This is a genomic window from Candidatus Neomarinimicrobiota bacterium (genome assembly GCA_021734025.1).
Taxonomy (GTDB): Bacteria; Fidelibacterota; JAANXI01; order JAANXI01; family JAANXI01; genus JAANXI01.
The window spans coordinates 1-17,554 of record JAIPJS010000032.1 but is presented as its reverse complement, the minus strand read 5'-3'; the positions used below and the strand labels follow the sequence as shown (position 1 = coordinate 17,554).

Below are 17,554 nucleotides of genomic sequence, written 5' to 3'. Positions count from 1 at the left end.
GCATATTCTGCCATTCGGATCCCATCAGAAATCCGTGATGATTCCCATAATAGGCCAGCTGATCGTCGGTCAGTACCGTGTTGACCTGCTTCCGGGATTCCACGCGTTGCTCCTGGATCTTGTCCTGGATGCTGTTCACTTCCGCCCGGAGCTGTTCCAGCCGATCCGCATCGATATCATTGGAATTGAGCGCCGTGGCATATTCCCGGCGGGTCTCACGCAGCTGCTCAATCAGCGGGGTCAGTTCTTCCTGATACGCGTCCCGGATATCGTCAATCTTGGTCTGCTGTTTCTCACTCAACCGGTACTGGTCGGGCACGTTTTGTCGATTACCCTGCATACCGTTCATCATGTGACCGGCGCCCATGTGGCCGCCCATATGTCCACCGTTCATCATGCCGTACCCGTTGCCGGCGGTGTTCCCGTGCATGCCGCCCCATTCCTGGGCGAATCCTGTACCAAGGAAAAACGGGGTTGCCAGTGCGCCTGCGATTATCAGTATAAGTGCTGTGCGTTTCATTTGAAGCCTCCGTGTGTTTGGTTCATTGCTCATTTTTCTTTCTTTCACTAATCACAGACGAACCAGATCGGAAAGTGTTATGGGGGGAACTGTGTGTTATCGTGTTACCGTGTTAAAGTGTTACTGTTCACGGGAATGGGCGCGGCTGATTTAAATATTTTAATAATGTCATGGAGTGTATTTACACTCTTCAGGGACGAAAAAGGAAAAACCCATATTGATCAGAAACTGATGGATAAGAAAAGTAACACCTGCCGATTACTGACTACCGACTTCTAGTAGTGTAACAATAACACAGTAACACAAAAACACGACAACACGCCAATACATGAACACCGGAACACATGAACACAGAATGAATTCCAAACCGATGAATATCGAATGTCGAATTACGAAGTGTTAAGAAAAGGCCGGAAACAGAGGACATTGGACGCCTTACAACTATAACACGGTAACACTTTAACACTATAACACTGCCGTTATCGCCGTTCCATCATCCCGTTCATATGTCCACGCCCCTGCCCCTGGTGCATGGGCATGTCGCCGTCCATCATGCGCTGCATCATCTGTTGCATCCGGCCGCGGCGCTGGCCGCAGACTTCGATAGCCCGATCCACGGTTTGTCGCGCCTGGCCCCGGACGCGTGGCTGCAAGTGCTGCAGGAATTCGTGCTGGGTTTCGTTCAGATGTTGGGCCTTGGTTCGCAGAAACGAGAGCGTATCGCCGGTTGCCATCGCGCGTTCGATCGCGTTCCCGGCGTCGGCCAGCATAGCCTGAATCAGTTGTTCGTTGACTTCCCCGGTTTCCCGGTAGACCTGCGACAGTTCCTTCAGCCGTTTTTCAGAGAAGGTTAACCGCAATTCGGCTGCATCCTCTTCGTTGAACGTGAACGCTATTTGAATGGACTCTGTCAGTTGTTTGATCGGATACAGGAGGTCACCGGGGACGCTGTCCGCTGAGGCGGTGGAGAGCCCGATAAAGAGCACAACAACCACCAGCACAGCACTGACGGTTCGCCGCACCCACGGCTGCCGCACGAATGCCGGCAGAAAGAGGCCGGAGGTATCCGGCTCCTGCTGCTGTGGTCCAGCCCGTTGGCCGATCTCAAAGAGCGCATTATTGATGGTCTCCGCCGACGGCTCCGGAGATTCCATTTCGCCAAGGTGCTCCGACATCTCCAGCATCGGCCGCAATTCATCGGCATATTCTGGAAACTGATTGACCAGATCATCGATGGATTGCCCGGTACGCATCTCGTCAATGCAGTAGTCCAGGATGGTGTTGAATTCATTATTCATAGTGTGAGAGTGTTCCAGTGTTCATGTGTTCAAGTTAACAACGGTCACGTGTCTTGTGTCCCCGGTCTGCAGTCGAAATTTATTGAAGTTTCCCAATCGTATTTTTTTGTTCGTTGTATGTCGTTCGTTGTATGTTGAAATTTTTGCAGTGCTTTTCACTTGGTTTTAATATTCTTTTCTCTGCGTCCTCTGCGTCTCTGCGGTGCATTTTTGTCTTATTCTTTTTCCGGGATCATCTTCCGGAGCTGGTTCAGCGCCCGGTACTGGAGCTGTCGCACTGCCGTCGGCGACTTGTCCAGTTGCTCAGCAACCTCATTCGCCTGGTAGCCCTCGATGAACCGCAGGATTATCACGTCCTGCTGATCTTCGGTCAGTTGGTTGATGCCTTTCTGCAGCTCCTCCCGCATAAACATCTTGTCTATCGGTTTCCCTTCACTCTCGAAGTATTCGATGGTTTCCCCGACGTCGCTGGTGTCGCTGCGGACATCCTGCTTGCGGTAGTAATCCACGATCCGGTTCTTGGCGATCTGATAAAGCCACGCCAGAAACGATCCGCGTTGCTGCTCCAGCGATTCCAGCATCCGGACAAAAACGTCATTGGTCAGGTCCTCCGCGTCTTCCTTTTGGTTCACCCGGTAATAAATATACCGGTAGATTTTCGTGTACGACAACGAAATCAACCGCGACTGCGCTCCGTCTTTCCCCTGCTTCGCCTCATCGACCAGCGCGCTCAGGGCCTCGTTGGACAGATCGTCGACGGTCTGGTTCATTGTCTCACCTGTACAGACGGATTACGTTGGAATTTGTTATGGGGCATTTCAGAAATCTTATTCTTCTATAAAATGTGTTTGATAACCTATAGATAAAGAATGGAAAAGTACCAGACCTAATTTGGCCTTTCCCGGGTCGGCTGGTGAATTCAAATGGAGTCCCCGGCTTTGTAAGCCGGGGTATCTCCTTTGACTCCGCCATTGGGCGGAGTCTGGGTCTTTGATTAAAACTAACCTGAATTTTTCATGAATACAGACCTTCATTCCAGTGATATCCGATAAATCCACGGTTCCCAACCGATCAGGATTCAACTTGCGCGGCAATCCATTTGAGGAGAGACGTGCCATGGCACGTCTCTACAAGTCACTGTTATAACACAGCTTATATACTCCTAGTTGTTCACTTTTATCCTGTATTCATGAACAATTCAGGCTAAAATGCAAACCGGAGGCCGGAAAAGAACAAGATCTGTTCGGAATCCTCCCCGGCGCTGGATGCAATGTCTTTGGTCTCCCCGACGAGAAAATGCGAGCGGATGCCGAGATACGGCGCGAATTCCCGCTTGATCTCGTAGCGCAGCCGGACGTCCAGATTCACACCAGTGATCCCGGCGCCCAGTCCGCGTTCCGGGATATCCTGGAATGCCGCGCCTACTGCGGCCAGTGGCTGCGCCACCAATCGCTGGGTAATACGAAGGTCGTACTCCGCTTCCAATGCCAGCGTCACATTTCCGTGCTGGGACAGATACAGGGAATTGTCCAGTTCAAATTTATAGGGCGCCAAGCCCTGCAGGGCAATAACTCCCGACCATCGATCCTCGTACTCGTCTGTCATCCACTCGTTGGCATACTGGACGCCAGCCTGGATATTCCAGAACGGAGTCATCAGCCGGGAATAGAGAAAGTCGGTTTCCGTCTCACCCTCGTTTGTTTCCCCAAACATCACCTCCGACTCGTTCTTCCACCAGAACTTTCCGAAATCCCGGCCGAACCAGCCCTGGGCTTCCCACCCGAGGTGATCTGGGGCAGTACTGTTCGTGGTGCGATATTCAAATTGTTCGAACATCGTAAAGAGGTAGAGTTTATCATCCGGAACGGAATCAGGATAGTCGGAAGGCGGTGGAGTCTCCGCGTATTCGAACACCTCCTCCAGCGTCATGCCTTCCGGCAGGGGTGGTGGTGATTCCGGTTCGGGTTGCCTGTCGCCGGCGTGTTCCTGTGCGGATTCCGTATGCATCGGGCGATCAGCGGTTGTCAGGGTATCCGATTGTTGCTGCGCGAAGAGCGGCATTCCCAAAACCAATCCTGCGAACAATGCAATTGTTATCTGTTTATTAAACATCAGCATTGATCGGCCCTCCTTCCAGTGAACGGACGACCGCAACCGTGCGGAACATGCCCGCCTCCATGTGAAACAGCAGGTGGCAATGGAATGCCCATTGCCCAAGGGCATCGGCCGTGATGTCTACAGTTAATAACTCCGCTGGTTGTACGATCACCGTATGCTTACGGGGATTATCTTCGAGGGTGCCCCCGGCATACAGATCCATCCACATCCCGTGCAGGTGAATGGGATGACTCATCATGGTATCATTGATCATATTGATCCGGAGGCGCTCGCCGTACTGAAACCGGATCATATCCGATTCGGACCATTTTTTCCCGTCAAAGCCCCAGATATACTTGTGCATGTTTCCGGTTAGATGGAGGTCAAACTGGCGCGTTGGTGGTCGCCGACCGGGTGGACGTTTCAATGCCCGAAGCTGGTCATATGTCAGCACGCGCCACTCGTCATCGCCCAGACCTGCGCCGGGATAATCCAGCCGCCGGGAAGCCGTACGAGCCATGGTGATACTGGCGGGGCCGTGACCGTCCGGACCGTGTTTAATCCGGTCAGGCAAATTCGCCGTCGGCAGTCGCTCACCATCCTTGGTAATTTCTCCGGAATGGTTGCCGGTGTTCTCTTTCATTCCTGACATATCTTTGTCACCGTTATTATTCATACCCTTCATATCGTCACCGTGCATCATCATGCCCATATCCGCCATGGTCAGCATGGGCCGGGAGCGTTGTTCGGGTACCTGAGCGGACATCCCTTCTCTGGGTGCGAGGGTGCCACGGGCATACCCGCTCCGATCCATAGCTTCGGCAAACACCGTATATGCCTGGTCATCCGGCATGGTCACCACCACGTCGTACGTTTCGGCAACCCCGATTCGCAGCTCATCGGTTTCCACCGGCTGGACGTTTTGTCCGTCAGCCTGTACCACGGTCATGGGTAACCCCGGAATCCGGAAATCGTAGAAGGTCATCGTGGAGGCGTTGGTAATCCGAAAGCGCACACGCTGCCCGGGTTGCGCCACGAACAGGGGATTCTCGTGCGCTGCCTGCCCATTCATGAGAAAGGTATAGGTCGCGCCAGTGATGTCGGCAATATCGGTAGGATCCATCCGCATCCGATCCCATGCCAGTCGTTTGCTGACAACTTCTTTAACCGTCTTATTTTCAGATTCCATCTGGTCGTCTATATTGGCCAGGGTCGGTCTCTGAAAGTTGTAGTAACCCTCCATGGTTTTCAGTTTCCAGAGTACTTTGTGCGGCTCTTCGGACGTCCAGTCAGATAACACGATGGAATGTTCAACATCATAATCGACCGGATCAGCGTCGGCCGGTTCGACGATCAGCTGACCGTAGTGACCGAGTTGTTCCTGCAGACCTGTGTGGCTGTGATACCAATACGATCCGCTTTGCCGAACTGGATAGCGGTACGTAAACGTTTCGCCGGGAGCGATTCCGGGATAACTGATCCCCGGCACACCATCCATATTATACGGCAGCAGAATACCGTGCCAATGAACCGAGGTCGATTCCTCCAGCCGGTTATGCACCCGAATCAAAGCCTCTTTTCCTTCTGTCATCCGAATAACTGGACCCGGAATAGAACCGTTGATGGTAATGGCCCGTTCGGGCTTTCCCCCTATGATCAGATTCTTGCGATCGATGTACAGATCGATGCCCCCGGGACTGGTAGCATCTAATTCCCCGAATTCTCCGGCCTTCGGGGCAGATTCGCCTGCAGCCCACAAGGGGTTCATCATTGTCAAAGACCCCGCGACCGCTGCAGTACCGACCTTGGCGAGAAAATCCCGCCTGGTTATGGCACTCCGTGTCGTCGGATCGGCTTCGTCAGCCATACAATACTCCTTTCACAGCGTTTCATTCTCATTATAGCACACACAAGTCATTCCCACTTCCCAGCAATTGTACCATTCACCTGGACGGAGAAAAGTTATCTTTCGAATTACTTCACAGGATCCATATTACTTTGTCCAATATATGAATCCCTATAATCCGCCAGAGAGGTTGCTGGGTAAACGAGATCGACTGTGTCTATTTTGTTGTATTGTTAGCGTGCAAGGAGTACTGAATCGAACATCATCTGAGACCATATTGACCATCGCTACATCTTTGGTCTATTGCTTAATTCCCATATAAATAAAAGGTTAATACTGTTTCGCACAAATGCCAATGGAATATCCGTCTTAATGTCTCTGTGTGAAAGGCGAAGCCGGAGATATTGCCTTGTCATACCTCCGGCAGTGGACAGTCAACCTATTGGGATGTATTCGATATTTCGTAGCCTGCTTTACGCCAGGCATTCATCCCGCCGGGGACATCGTAGACGTCGGTATATCCCATCCCAGTCAGTGTATTTGAAGCCAGTTTGCTCATATGGCCACTCCGGCAGTACAGGAAGATCTTTGCATTTTTATCACTGGGAAGTTTGTCTTTATTCTCCTGAATCCGGTTAAATGGAACGAACGCATTCGTTCCGGGAATCTCCCCGGCATACGGGATATGCACATTTACCAGGGTCACCTCAGGATCGTCAGTGAGTTCTGCCAGCTCTTCAATTGTAAGAGTACGGTAATCGGTTGTGTGGTCGTCTGATTTGTTTTCTTCAGACTTCTCCGATTTCCCTTTCTTATACTGCGTGATCTCAGATGCTCCGCTGATGCCATAGCCGGCTTTTTTGACTGATTCCGTCATCTGCTTGATGGTCACCTTCGACGAATCGAAAACCACCACCGCATTATCTTTATCCAGTGATACTTCAGCATTTTCGACACCTTCCAACCCTTCAAGTGCAGACCGCACTTTTACCTGGCAGGAGTGTCAGGTCATCCCGGTAACTTCGAGGGTAACCTCACTGAGTGCAGGTTGTGAAGCGTGTTCTGATTGCCCAATGGCCATTGATCCAAGAACCAAGACCATCAATATTCCTGAAAATGCCTGCATCAGAACTTTCTCTATTTTCATAAAATTTTCCTCCTTTATCTCCTTTGTTGTAACGTCTCATTGAATCTCGTATAGATCAACCGTTGAGTCGTCCTTTTCTCAATCGGAACTTCTGCATAAGTCATATCTTTGAAAACATCCCGTATAATTTCACACCGAAGGACAGGGATTTGAGCCTCCACTCAGAAGAGATACCGGACCGTCACAGTGGCATGTACGCCCGATAATTGCGTGCCCCGGTAATTTTGCCACACCGGAATATTGACCTCAAACAATGCCGCCCAAAACTCCGAAATCTCGGTAGTCCAACCGCCCTGAATATCGAACTTCCATCCCCCGCTATTCGGCCACTGATCTCCGCTCCAGGATTCTGCTGTCCGCCCAGAGACGAGGATATTGAACCGTGGTACTGAGGAAAACACTTGAATGGCATGCAAATAGTTTGTCCAGAGGACACTCCATTCAATGCCGGGAGAGTAGGCAGTCTCAGGATTCCATAACGGAAATCTCCCGTTCACAACAAGGCCTGTGGCCACCGGGAAATTCGATCGGTAATACGCCTCTCCCTGCATGCTAAACTGATAATTTCCCAGCCCGGAGACCATGTGCGAGTGAAACACAGAATCAGCCTCCGGTGCAAAGACGTTTGACTCGTATGCGCTACCGGTAGGCAAAATCAGGCCGGCGCCGGAATAGAGACGCCAGCCCGGTCCGAATACTCTGTTTTTCCAGAGATAGTTGATACGTAAATGTACATCCCCGGGCGCTGAAAGTGTTTCGTTCTGGTGATGCGGCGATTCCTCATTCACTCGCTGCACCCGATATTCATAGGGGAGATCCAAAAATCCATTCCAGTGAGGACCAAAACCGTAGCCCAGTGAAAGAATGTTCCGGAGATACCGCTGATGGCCGGTATGCTCATCTGAAGAATGATTCTCGTCGGTGAGCGCTGCCTCGTACTGTCCAGCACTCAACCCATTACTCAGCGACCACTGCTCCGGCTCCAGTCCGACTCCGTATGTGGCGCTCCCGACCGGGAGCGTGGGATTACTTCACAGCGGTCACTGGGGAAACGCCGGCTGGGTGAATACCAGCACCAGTGACATGACCAAAACGATGGCGAACAGAAATCTATCTCTCAACGACTTCAATCTCTCCCACCTTGTAATCATAGTGTTCCCAGTTTTCGATGATATTTCGAAACGATTCCGCATGTTCCTCTCGCATTTCGGAAGTGGTCACGACAAACGATGTATTCTCACTAACAAATGCAACATCCGTCACGCCGTCCAGGCGCTTGAGTGCGGCAGTTAAGCCGTCGATGCAGCCAGTTCAGAAGATGGAATCGATGTATATCCTGTATTGTCTCAATTTTTTATTCCCTCGCTCATTAAAAAATTTATCTCTCCTTCAGTCTAACTTAGGTGGTACTCCAATCACTCTCAACACCAAGGACGACCAAAGATTTCGTTACCAGCTTCATTTTTCTGCGACTATCAACCGGACTACGCTGGTCAACAAATAGCGAACTTCAGATATTTTAAAACCCGCCTTACGAACATTCTCCACGGTATGACGATTCACGTGGGCTCCCGTTGTGGCTACCGTATAGGGATCAGCGATATCGAAGAATTTTCCGGCAAGTTCATTGTCCGGACGCATGTGCTCCAGGGCTACGAAGCGTCCACCGGGTTTCAGTACGCGGTGGATTTCGCGCATTCCTTTGACCGCATCCGGTACCGAACAGAAAACGAAGGTGTCGAAGACCGAATCAAATGTGTTATTCGGAAACCCCATTTGTTCTGCATTCATCTGCAGGAGATGCAGGTTATTGCGTGGCTCCGGATCGATCTTCGACAGCATCCCCTCGCTGATGTCGAAGGCAACAATATCCCATTCCGGATTGTGGTACTGGATGTTTTTCCCGGTGCCGACCCCCACTTCTAACACTAACGGACCACGCACCTCACATTGCACTGCTCTCCGCCAGCCTGGAAAGACCGTCAGCTCCATAGGAAATTCCATGAGATTATACCGTGTGCTGACCCGGTTGTATTTACGGCGGATGAAATCCATAATTGTATCTGAGCATCTCCACTGCGTTTTTCCATTAATTAGGAGTGAAAGCAGAGAATGTAAACGGGAATTTTATCCGGAGGATGAGAAAAGAACTAACCCCCTTCTACGCAATTAATCCAATCCTCAATCCCCCGGATACCACGAGAGAGGATACCGTGGTTAAGTGGTCTCCTCTTCTTCACTGGAAATATATTCGCCCGGTTGGTTCTGAAATGATTCCTGACAGTGTTCACAGCAAAAATAATATGTTTTCCCCTGATAAGCGGTCGTGTAAGAAGTGTCATCCTCTGGCACCGGCATATGGCAAACAGGATCTCTTGGCATGGGTTTCTCCTCGTTTTCTGTTTTGATTTTTCCCCGTCTGGCTACTACAATTCCCCCAACAATTAGTGCGATGAAAAGCGCCAGAAAGTACCGTCCATAGTCAGTGGGCGGCTGGAGGAAGTTGCTAAAGCGAATCGGAATGACGGTTCCTTCTTTCACCTGGTTCGTGGCCAATTGGACAAAGGATTTGTCTGTGGCAGTTTCCAGTACATTCAGCATATCGCTACTCACTTTGGCTTTTTGCCGCTTGATTAAGGCAACGTATGAGTCCACCGGATACGGTGTTTTATCCTGAAATACGAATTGTTCTTCTTCCACCGGAATTTCGTAGTGAATCACCAAATCCTTGGTACCGGGATGGAGTTCCATGGTATCATAGAATTCCGAACCATTGGTGCCCACGCAACACTGCATAAATCCTTTGCCAGGACGAACATTCGTCGCGCCGGGTGGAAGATCAAAAGCGAGTGTTTTGTAGGTGTTCTCAGAGAGAGGAACAGTTCCCTTGAATGTTTTATTTCCGGTATTTTCGACCCGCATGATCTGCCGGACGAACAGCCGGCCTTCGCCTTCGGTCAGTACTGCGTGCTGCATGGCGACCCGGATATCTGAATCCGACTGGGTGGTGTCCCAGACTGTCACTTTCAGGGGATGGTCGCCCGGGATTGGCTTACTCCAGGCGATATCCTCGTACTTAACTGTCTGATAAAAGACCGACAGCCGGTATTGCCCCAGGGAATCCAGTCCCGTAAACTGAAATTGCCCCTGAGAATCCGTGGTATCGACGGCAATCACCGCCTCTTGCTTACCATCATACTGTTTCAAAGCGACGGGATGTTTTTCCATCGGTCGATCCTGAGAGCCGTTTTCTACTGTCCCTTCAACCTGATATGCGGAAATTCCGCCTGGCAGCAGAAAAAGTGCAAGTGCCACAACTATTAATTTATTACGCATGGTTTTCTCCTAACTGTGTTCCGCATTGGGGGCAAAACTGTGCGCCGTCCGGCAATGGTGACTGACACGCCGGGCAATCAGAGGTCTCCTTCTCCTGTTCCGGAGCAGCAGGTTGTACGCCTTTTAATTCCTGCAGAACCTGCGCCGCCCGCAGTTTGTATTCCCGGGTCAGCTCGTGATAATCCTCCTCGCTCAGTTTGCCCATGTGGTAGTCAAATTCGATTTCTTTGAGTTCACGCAGCAGTTCTTGCTTCCGGTATTTCAAATCCGCATTCCCGTTGGTGGAAATGGCCACCGCCGGCGTGCTTCGGAAAAACGGCTGTACCAGTATGTATCCGCTGATGATTATGATGATGAGATATATCGCGCTAAACATAGTCTTCCTCTATTGCTTCAAGTTCCCGTTCAACCTCTTCGAGATACGTGGAATTCACTGAATTTTCCGGTATTATGTGTTCAGCTCCGCGGCTGCGCCATTTCCGTAACACCAGCACCACTATTACTCCAGCGATTCCCAGTGCCGCAAAGGGCAGAATCCATGCGCTGAGATTAAACCCCTCTTTGGGAGGAGCCGCTAAAATAGCCTGACCGTTTTCATCAACATATTTGGCAAAGATTTCATCCTTGCTCAGACCGGCATCCAGCATACCCCGGATGTCTTCCGTCATCTGGTCCGCGACACCACACTGGCAACTGTACAGGACCATCGTACAGCCACAGGTACACATGAGCCCTTTAGTGACGGCAGAGACATTCCCGGATGATTCCGCAGCCAGGTTAAGCGGCTGGGACAGGAGTCCGATCGCCAGTACGAGCGTAAACAGACGTTTCATTATTCTCTATCTCCTTCGATTTTTTACGATTCGGTAACAGTGCGATCAGGGTGCCAAATGCCATGATAATACCGCCGGCCCAGATCCAGACCGTCAGCGGGTTGATGTGGATATCCAGCACCGCCTTGCCGGCCTCATTCGTGCCGGCATAAATGATGTACAGGTCTTCTTTTAATGTTTGATGCAGCGCCACTTCGGTGTGCGGTTGGTCCTGTTTGGTTCGGTGGATCCGCTTTTCCGGTGTCATCGTGGCGAACATGGCGCCGTTTTTATACACATTCAGATTGGCGCCGTAACTGGCTTTTTCGGGATCTTGTTCCGAATAGAGGTCAACCAGTTCAATCTCGTAATTCTTTATTGAAGTGCGATCGCCCTTGTTCAGCATGGCTTTCTGTTCCGTTTTGAATCCCACCGAGCCGGTGATCCCGACGATAATCATGACGATGCCCACGTGAATGATATACCCGCCATAGCGCCGCTGGTTCGTCCGGATCATACTCACCGTTGCCTGCCAGATCGAACGGCCAGCCGATCGCATCTTCGCACGGAGACCTTTCCAAAATTCCATCCCGATGGTATACATGACGAAGACAGAAAAGGTAAACGACATCCAGATGTAGATATTGGCGATGCCGGCCACCCAGAATACCACCCCGGCGACGACACTCACCATGAGCGGCCAGAAGAAATTCCGGCGGAAATTTCGGCCTGTCGCCTTGCGCCACGCGATGAGCGGACAGATACCCGTCAGCAGCAGGAGCGTCAGAAATATAGGTGTTGTCACCTGATTGAAAAACGGCGCGCCAACAGTGATCTTCTCTCCGGTCACCGCTTCCGAAATAATTGGGAACAGCGTCCCCCACAGCACGGCGAAGGCCGCTCCCAGCAGTAGCATGTTGTTCAGTAAGAAACTGCTTTCCCGCGAGAGCAGGGAATCCAGTTCGTGTTCCGATTCCAAGTCAGGCAATCGAGTGATAATCAGATAGACCGACACGCCGGCGGCAATCAGCAGGAACCAGAGAAAAAACGGCCCGACTTTCGAAACCCCGAAGGAATGGACGGAGGAAATCAGTCCGCTCCGGGTGATGAATGTCCCAAGGATTGTCAGCAAAAATGTGATTACTATGAGACTCATGTTCCAGACTTTGAGCATCCCCCGTCGTTCCTGGATCATAACGGAGTGAAGAAAAGCCGTGCCAGTCAGCCAAGGAAGAAAGGAGGCATTTTCCACCGGATCCCACGCCCAGAAGCCGCCCCAGCCGAGTTCCACATACGCCCATTTCATTCCGAAGAGATTGCCCAATGTCAGAAAGAACCACGCGGCGATCGTCCATTTCCGCGTGGTCGTAATCCACTGGGAATCCAGTTTCCGGGTGAATAGCGACGCAATAGCGAAGGCGAACGGTATCGTGAACGCAATGTAGCCCAGGTAGAGAGTAGGCGGATGCATCGCCATCCCGGAATTCTGCAGCAAAGGATTGAGGCCTTGTCCATCCTGTGGCGTGAATGCCAGCGTTTCAAACGGATTGGCAGCAAACAGCATCATCGCCAGAAAAAATCCCTGTACGACCATCAGCGTTGCCATGACATACGGCATGAGTTTGGTATTCTGTTTTCGGTTTTGATATACGGTCAATGCCGAAAAGCCACCGAGAATCCATGCCCAAAACAGCATGGAGCCTTTTTGTCCCGCCCAGAATGCCGTAATACTGTAAAATGTCGAGAGCGTTGAATTGGTATAACTCGCCACGTATTCTACACGAAAATCGTGTGTGATAAGCGCCCAGAGCAGTATTCCGGATGCCGCACTCACTAAGACGAACGCCAGCAGTACTGCCCGACGGCTACTCTGGACAAACTCCAGCTTGCGACGATGATATCCCCACAGACTGGACCCCAGTGCAAACAGACTGACCAATAGCGTCAGCTCCAGCAAATGTGTCCCCAGTTGATACATATGTCTTATCCTAAATCGGTTATGGTGAATATTTGATTGTTGTCATCTTCAACAGTCATTACGCAATCCGGATGCCATTTTTCGAACTACCTGCTCTATATCACTGTAAATACGCGAATTATTGGTGATTAATTTTTCAACAATACCTTCAGTTGAGTGAAAGTGTTGTAGAATATTCTTCATCTGAATCTCTGGAAATTATCATTTGTGGTAACGGGTTTTGGCTTTGCTAAATCAGGGTTGGATATCGGGAGTAAATAAAAAACACCGGAGAGAGTTGCTCTCTCCGATGCCATTTATTGAGGGGGGATTGTTGCACCTCATTGTTCAAGTGTTAAAGTGTTCCGATGTTCAAGTTAACAACGTGTTAGTGTGTTATTGTTATAGGGTCTTAATTTTCGAGTGATTTGTAATGCGGACTGTGTATTACTTTAACGGTAAACCAGAAGTCCGGGTACGTAATACGCAATACGTAATACTTCCAGTCGTCTTATTATTCCATATCTCCGTGATCATCCTGCATCATACCCCCCATATGGGAGCCGCTCTGTCCGGGCTTATCGGGCTTGCCGTGCATTCCACCCATCATACCGCAGCCACCGCCAACAACTGATACTTGCGCGCGCTGCTCTTCCGTCAGCACGTCCAGTCCGTCGAAATAGCTGTTAAGAAGTGTCTTCTGTATTTTCAACTTCTGGGCGTGCCGGTTTTCCAGTGCATTTTCAACGTCTTTCTGCTTCAAGTCATTGCTGTTCAGTGCCTGCGCCAAATCCAGTCCGGCAATCTTCGCGTCTGCCTTCAACCGGATCACCTGCTTCTGCAGGTCGGAGGCCTGTTTCTTTAAGGTTTGTACCTGATCGCCCGTGAGTTCCAGGGCATTCGCCTGGACAAGGATCGTCTTCACCGAGGGAACCGACTGGCCCATCATTCCCTGACTGTCGTGCATACCACTCATCATACCGCCACCATGCATTCCCTGCATCATGCCCATCATTCCACCATGACCGCCCATCTGGCCAACTTTTCCTTGATTCCCCTGCATACCGTGCATTCCCTGGGCGGATACACCAACACTGAATCCAAGCAATGCGACTGCAACTAAAAGTGATTTGACTGTTTTCATACGTTATCTCCTTTGTTTTCGGTTGCTTTCATTATTCTATCCATACATATGCAACGGCTGTTCCAGATACCCGAAATGGCTTAACCATACTCTTTAAGTCTGGAACATTATATTCGGGTTGTAGGATATTCTACAAAAACAGGAATTACATGTGGATTAGTCTACAGGAATTGAGGAAGAAGGCAGAAGGGAAAAACCGGTTGGTTGTCGGTTGTTCGTTGTGTGTTGTTGGTGGTTGGTGGATGGATAGGAAATAATCACTCTGGATTTAACTGGTGAGATCTGCTATTAACGAATCCAGACAGACCCTGTCAGGGGTCACGACCCTGACCAGGGTTACAATGCTTGCTAAAGGAAATATATCACACACGATTAATCCGGCAGCTGCCAAATACTGAACAGAATCCCGTAGGACGAAGAGTAATCAGTATAGCCGGAGACGCGTAGTGTGAACGGAATCTCCGGTGATCGCTCCTGGCGTCGTCAATAGTGTTGAATATCGGAATACATCTCCCAAACCAAAATATACAAAAGTTACCCCCAAATCCAGCAGTCAGAGAATAAGGATAATCCTCTTCATTACACCGGGATAACGAAGAGTATTATTAAGATTAGGAGTACGAAACAGATGAAGTTCAAAACAATAACACCTTAACACCCGAACACTATAACACTCCGCCGCAGGAGGCTCACACTTCAATATCATACTTCTTCAGCCGGTAAATCAGGACGTGCCGGGGAATGCCCAGCCGCTTGGCTGCCTGGGTCTGGTTGCCGCCGGTCTGTTCAAGCGCCTGCATAATTGCAGACCGTTCGATCTCTTCCAGGGTCATATTGTGCAAATCGAGTTGTTTATCGGAAGTATCGTCCTGTTGGTTCCGGATGTGTGACGGGAGATCGTCAACTTGGATTTCTTCCCCGTCATTCATGACCAGCGCCCGCTGAATGGCGTTCCGCAGTTCCCGGACGTTTCCAGGAAACGGATACCGATGGAACAGTTCGTACACCTCATCGGACAGTCGAACCTGTTGGCCCTCACTCAATTCAATCAGAAAATGCTCCGCCAGCATATCTATATCGCCATTTCGGTTCCGGAGCGGCGGCATGGTAATACTTACGACGTTCAGACGGTAATAAAGGTCTTCCCGGAACGTGCCGTTCTCCACCATCTCCCGGAGGTCCTGATTGGTGGCGGCTATGATCCGGATATCGAGATCAATTATCTGTTCTCCGCCGACCCGCTGAATTTGATGTTCCTGCAGCACACGAAGAAGCTTTACCTGCACCTGTAGCGGCAGTTCAGCAATTTCGTCCAGGAAGACGGTGCCGCCGTTCGCCTGTTCAAAGCTCCCGATGTGCCGCCGATCGGCACCAGTAAATGCGCCTTTTTCATGTCCAAACAATTCACTCTCGATAAGGTTCTCCGGAATCGAACCGCAATTCACCGGGACAAACGGCTCTTCGGATCGATAGCCGTTGTGGTGGATGGCTTTTGCCAACTCCTCTTTGCCGGTGCCCGTTTCGCCCAACACAAGCACCGGAGCATCGCTTAAAGCAACTTTTTCCGCGGTCTTGAACACCTCTTCCATCGCTTTGCTCTCACCCACCAGATTCTCGAACCGGCTGCGCTCCAGCACCTGCTGACGTAAATTTGCCGTCGATTCTTCCAGGGATTTCATGCGCAGCGCTTTTTCAATGACAAACGCCAGTTGATCGGTGGCAAACGGCTTGGTGATGTAATCTGCGGCGCCGATCTTAACGGCCTTCATCGCATTATCCATGGTGCCGTATGCGGTCATGATAATCACCACTTCGTCCGGATTGATGGCGAGCACCTCGCGAAGCACATCCAGGCCGGACTTCCCTTCCATACGCATATCCGTCAGGACGGCATCGAAATCCTGTTTCTGATAGAGTTGCAGGCCTTCTTCTCCGGATTGTGCCGTAGTCGCGGTAAATCCACGCTGTTTTAACTCATAGAAGATTACCCGCCCGAGGCTGACGTCATCATCAATCACCAATATATTTCTTTTCTGTGGTTCGGTATTCATACTGGGTTATTCCTGCGGCATAATAATAGTGACTTTCGTTCCCTTGTCGAGTTCGCTTTCCAGGGAAATCTGTCCCTCATATTCTTCGACAATCCGTTTCACGATCGGGAGACCCAACCCGGTGCCTTCCTGCTTGGTCGTGTAAAAGGTATTCCACACATTGGCAACCTCCTCCTGTGGAATTCCTTTACCCTGATCCTCCACAATCAACTGTAATTTTCCGGAGTTCGTCGTGGCTGAAAGTGAGATGGTTCCCCCTTCCGGCATGGCATCGATGGCATTGAGCAGCAGGTTAATCAGAATTTGGTACAAATGGTTTCGATCCATGGTGAGATTGACTGGTTGGTTCGGGAGTCGCATGGAGAAGGTGATATTCCGTTTCCGGGTTTTTTCGGCGAGCAGGCGCTGCACCGAGGTCAGCACTTCATTCAGCTGAAATTTCTGTCTGGATTTCGGCTCTGTTCTGGCGGCACTCAGATAGTTCTCCACCACCTGGTTCATCCGCTCCGCTTCTTTCATCAGGATTTCCGCGACTTCTTCCTTCTCCTCCGGTTCCAACTCATCATTTGCCAATAGCTTGGCAGATCCGGTGATTGATCCCAACGGATTCCGGACTTCATGTGCCAGAGATGCCGTGAGCTCTCCAAGCACCGCCAACCGGTCGGCCACGCGAAGATTTTCCTCCATCTCAATCAACCGTTTCGACTGGGCTTGTAACTCCTGCAATGATTGATCGAGCTGATTAGCGGTATCTTCATAACGCTGGCGCTCCTTTTCCTGATTGGTCACCAACACACCGGATAAAATCCCAACCACATTATACAATACCAGTTCCAGGAGTTTGTTCAGTCCCTGTTCCGGACTGATGCCCCAGTGAGAAATCAGATGCGGCAAATAAATCAGACTGATGATGACAGAAGCCCCGACACCACCAACCAACTGGTACCGGAAAGCGGCAATGATAATGGGGATATAATACAGCCGCCGGTAAATATCGTGGAAAACCGCTTCGGTCAGCGTGGTGCTATAGTGCAACACACTGATGATCAGGATCATCCCGGTAACCATCCAGAAGACCCAATCTCTGTACCAGGTTTGGTTGGAGTTATTCATTTTTAAAGTATTAAAGTGGTTGAAAAACCATGTTAATGTGTTATTGTGTTACAGTGTTATAGTTAAAAGATTCAACAAACAATATCGGAGGAGAGAGAGTGTAAGGAAAAGTGTGTAAACCCGTTCATCGGTCAATATACGGTTCCAGTCGTTTCCGGAACACCAGCAAGAGTTCCGCATAGATTTCGCCCCAGTGGTGCCGCGTTTGGCTCCATTTTTGTTCCTGGGCACTG

The 17,554-nt window shown here is 50.4% G+C and carries 17 protein-coding genes; 1 reads left to right on the top strand and 16 read right to left on the bottom strand.

Annotation, left to right across the window (positions count from 1 at the left end):
* The 8 genes from K9N57_17625 to K9N57_17590 form a co-directional block, all read right to left on the bottom strand.
* On the bottom strand, window positions 1–520 hold a 520-nt coding region (locus tag K9N57_17625; GenBank protein MCF7806000.1), incomplete at its 3' end, for a Spy/CpxP family protein refolding chaperone.
* A gap of 479 nt (window positions 521–999) precedes the next feature.
* Window positions 1,000–1,818, bottom strand: a complete 819-nt coding sequence (locus K9N57_17620; protein MCF7805999.1) for a DUF5667 domain-containing protein — start codon at window positions 1,816–1,818, stop codon at window positions 1,000–1,002.
* 215 nt (window positions 1,819–2,033) lie between these two features.
* Window positions 2,034–2,588, bottom strand: coding sequence for a sigma-70 family RNA polymerase sigma factor (locus tag K9N57_17615; protein ID MCF7805998.1), 555 nt, complete (start codon window positions 2,586–2,588; stop codon window positions 2,034–2,036).
* Between the two features lie 433 nt (window positions 2,589–3,021).
* Window positions 3,022–3,930 carry a copper resistance protein B gene (locus K9N57_17610; GenBank protein MCF7805997.1) on the bottom strand — a complete coding sequence of 303 codons (909 nt, stop codon included), beginning with the start codon at window positions 3,928–3,930 and terminating at the stop codon, window positions 3,022–3,024.
* Window positions 3,923–5,782, bottom strand: coding sequence for a copper resistance system multicopper oxidase (locus K9N57_17605; protein MCF7805996.1), 1,860 nt, complete (start codon window positions 5,780–5,782; stop codon window positions 3,923–3,925). Before K9N57_17605 ends, K9N57_17610 begins: the two co-directional genes overlap by 8 nt.
* 418 nt (window positions 5,783–6,200) lie before the next feature.
* Window positions 6,201–6,746 (bottom strand): cation transporter, encoded by a 546-nt coding sequence (locus tag K9N57_17600; GenBank protein MCF7805995.1) that lies wholly within the window; start codon window positions 6,744–6,746, stop codon window positions 6,201–6,203.
* A gap of 18 nt (window positions 6,747–6,764) precedes the next feature.
* Complete coding sequence (locus K9N57_17595) at window positions 6,765–6,908, bottom strand: hypothetical protein (GenBank protein MCF7805994.1); 144 nt, start codon at window positions 6,906–6,908, stop codon at window positions 6,765–6,767.
* 161 nt (window positions 6,909–7,069) lie between these two features.
* A complete protein-coding gene (locus K9N57_17590) occupies window positions 7,070–7,861 on the bottom strand; it encodes a hypothetical protein (GenBank protein MCF7805993.1) in 792 nt (263 codons plus the stop codon).
* 46 nt (window positions 7,862–7,907) lie between these two features.
* Between K9N57_17590 and K9N57_17585 the strand changes: the two genes are divergently transcribed.
* Window positions 7,908–8,201, top strand: coding sequence for a hypothetical protein (locus tag K9N57_17585; protein ID MCF7805992.1), 294 nt, complete (start codon window positions 7,908–7,910; stop codon window positions 8,199–8,201).
* 165 nt (window positions 8,202–8,366) lie between these two features.
* Here the strand turns inward: K9N57_17585 and K9N57_17580 are convergent, their stop codons facing one another.
* The 8 genes from K9N57_17580 to K9N57_17545 form a co-directional block, all read right to left on the bottom strand.
* Window positions 8,367–8,963 carry a methyltransferase domain-containing protein gene (locus K9N57_17580; GenBank protein MCF7805991.1) on the bottom strand — a complete coding sequence of 199 codons (597 nt, stop codon included), beginning with the start codon at window positions 8,961–8,963 and terminating at the stop codon, window positions 8,367–8,369.
* Window positions 8,964–9,125: 162 nt separating this feature from the next.
* Complete coding sequence (locus tag K9N57_17575) at window positions 9,126–9,290, bottom strand: YHS domain-containing protein (GenBank protein ID MCF7805990.1); 165 nt, start codon at window positions 9,288–9,290, stop codon at window positions 9,126–9,128.
* A gap of 946 nt (window positions 9,291–10,236) precedes the next feature.
* Window positions 10,237–10,620: a zinc ribbon domain-containing protein gene (locus K9N57_17570; GenBank protein ID MCF7805989.1), complete on the bottom strand. Its 384-nt coding sequence runs from the start codon at window positions 10,618–10,620 to the stop codon at window positions 10,237–10,239.
* Window positions 10,613–11,077, bottom strand: coding sequence for a cytochrome c-type biogenesis protein CcmH (locus tag K9N57_17565; GenBank protein MCF7805988.1), 465 nt, complete (start codon window positions 11,075–11,077; stop codon window positions 10,613–10,615). Before K9N57_17565 ends, K9N57_17570 begins: the two co-directional genes overlap by 8 nt.
* Complete coding sequence (locus tag K9N57_17560) at window positions 11,022–13,034, bottom strand: heme lyase CcmF/NrfE family subunit (GenBank protein ID MCF7805987.1); 2,013 nt, start codon at window positions 13,032–13,034, stop codon at window positions 11,022–11,024. The genes K9N57_17565 and K9N57_17560 overlap by 56 nt, the downstream gene beginning before the upstream one ends.
* A gap of 493 nt (window positions 13,035–13,527) precedes the next feature.
* Window positions 13,528–14,157 (bottom strand): hypothetical protein, encoded by a 630-nt coding sequence (locus K9N57_17555; protein MCF7805986.1) that lies wholly within the window; start codon window positions 14,155–14,157, stop codon window positions 13,528–13,530.
* Between the two features lie 689 nt (window positions 14,158–14,846).
* Complete coding sequence (locus K9N57_17550) at window positions 14,847–16,208, bottom strand: sigma-54 dependent transcriptional regulator (GenBank protein MCF7805985.1); 1,362 nt, start codon at window positions 16,206–16,208, stop codon at window positions 14,847–14,849.
* Between the two features lie 6 nt (window positions 16,209–16,214).
* A complete protein-coding gene (locus tag K9N57_17545; GenBank protein ID MCF7805984.1) occupies window positions 16,215–17,321 on the bottom strand; it encodes a GHKL domain-containing protein in 1,107 nt (368 codons plus the stop codon).
* Between the last annotated feature and the right edge of the window lie 233 nt (window positions 17,322–17,554).

What these genes read in the sequence shown, in the direction of transcription:
- K9N57_17620 (MCF7805999.1), bottom strand. Translation starts at nt 1,818, where the DNA reads ATGAATAATGAATTCAACACCATCCTGGACTACTGCATTGACGAGATG.
- K9N57_17615 (MCF7805998.1), bottom strand. Translation starts at nt 2,588, where the DNA reads ATGAACCAGACCGTCGACGATCTGTCCAACGAGGCCCTGAGCGCGCTG.
- K9N57_17610 (MCF7805997.1), bottom strand. Translation starts at nt 3,930, where the DNA reads ATGTTTAATAAACAGATAACAATTGCATTGTTCGCAGGATTGGTTTTG.
- K9N57_17605 (MCF7805996.1), bottom strand. Translation starts at nt 5,782, where the DNA reads ATGGCTGACGAAGCCGATCCGACGACACGGAGTGCCATAACCAGGCGG.
- K9N57_17595 (MCF7805994.1), bottom strand. Translation starts at nt 6,908, where the DNA reads ATGAAAATAGAGAAAGTTCTGATGCAGGCATTTTCAGGAATATTGATG.
- K9N57_17580 (MCF7805991.1), bottom strand. Translation starts at nt 8,963, where the DNA reads ATGGATTTCATCCGCCGTAAATACAACCGGGTCAGCACACGGTATAAT.
- K9N57_17575 (MCF7805990.1), bottom strand. Translation starts at nt 9,290, where the DNA reads ATGCCAAGAGATCCTGTTTGCCATATGCCGGTGCCAGAGGATGACACT.
- K9N57_17570 (MCF7805989.1), bottom strand. Translation starts at nt 10,620, where the DNA reads ATGTTTAGCGCGATATATCTCATCATCATAATCATCAGCGGATACATA.
- K9N57_17565 (MCF7805988.1), bottom strand. Translation starts at nt 11,077, where the DNA reads ATGAAACGTCTGTTTACGCTCGTACTGGCGATCGGACTCCTGTCCCAG.
- K9N57_17560 (MCF7805987.1), bottom strand. Translation starts at nt 13,034, where the DNA reads ATGTATCAACTGGGGACACATTTGCTGGAGCTGACGCTATTGGTCAGT.
- K9N57_17555 (MCF7805986.1), bottom strand. Translation starts at nt 14,157, where the DNA reads ATGAAAACAGTCAAATCACTTTTAGTTGCAGTCGCATTGCTTGGATTC.
- K9N57_17550 (MCF7805985.1), bottom strand. Translation starts at nt 16,208, where the DNA reads ATGAATACCGAACCACAGAAAAGAAATATATTGGTGATTGATGATGAC.
- K9N57_17545 (MCF7805984.1), bottom strand. Translation starts at nt 17,321, where the DNA reads ATGAATAACTCCAACCAAACCTGGTACAGAGATTGGGTCTTCTGGATG.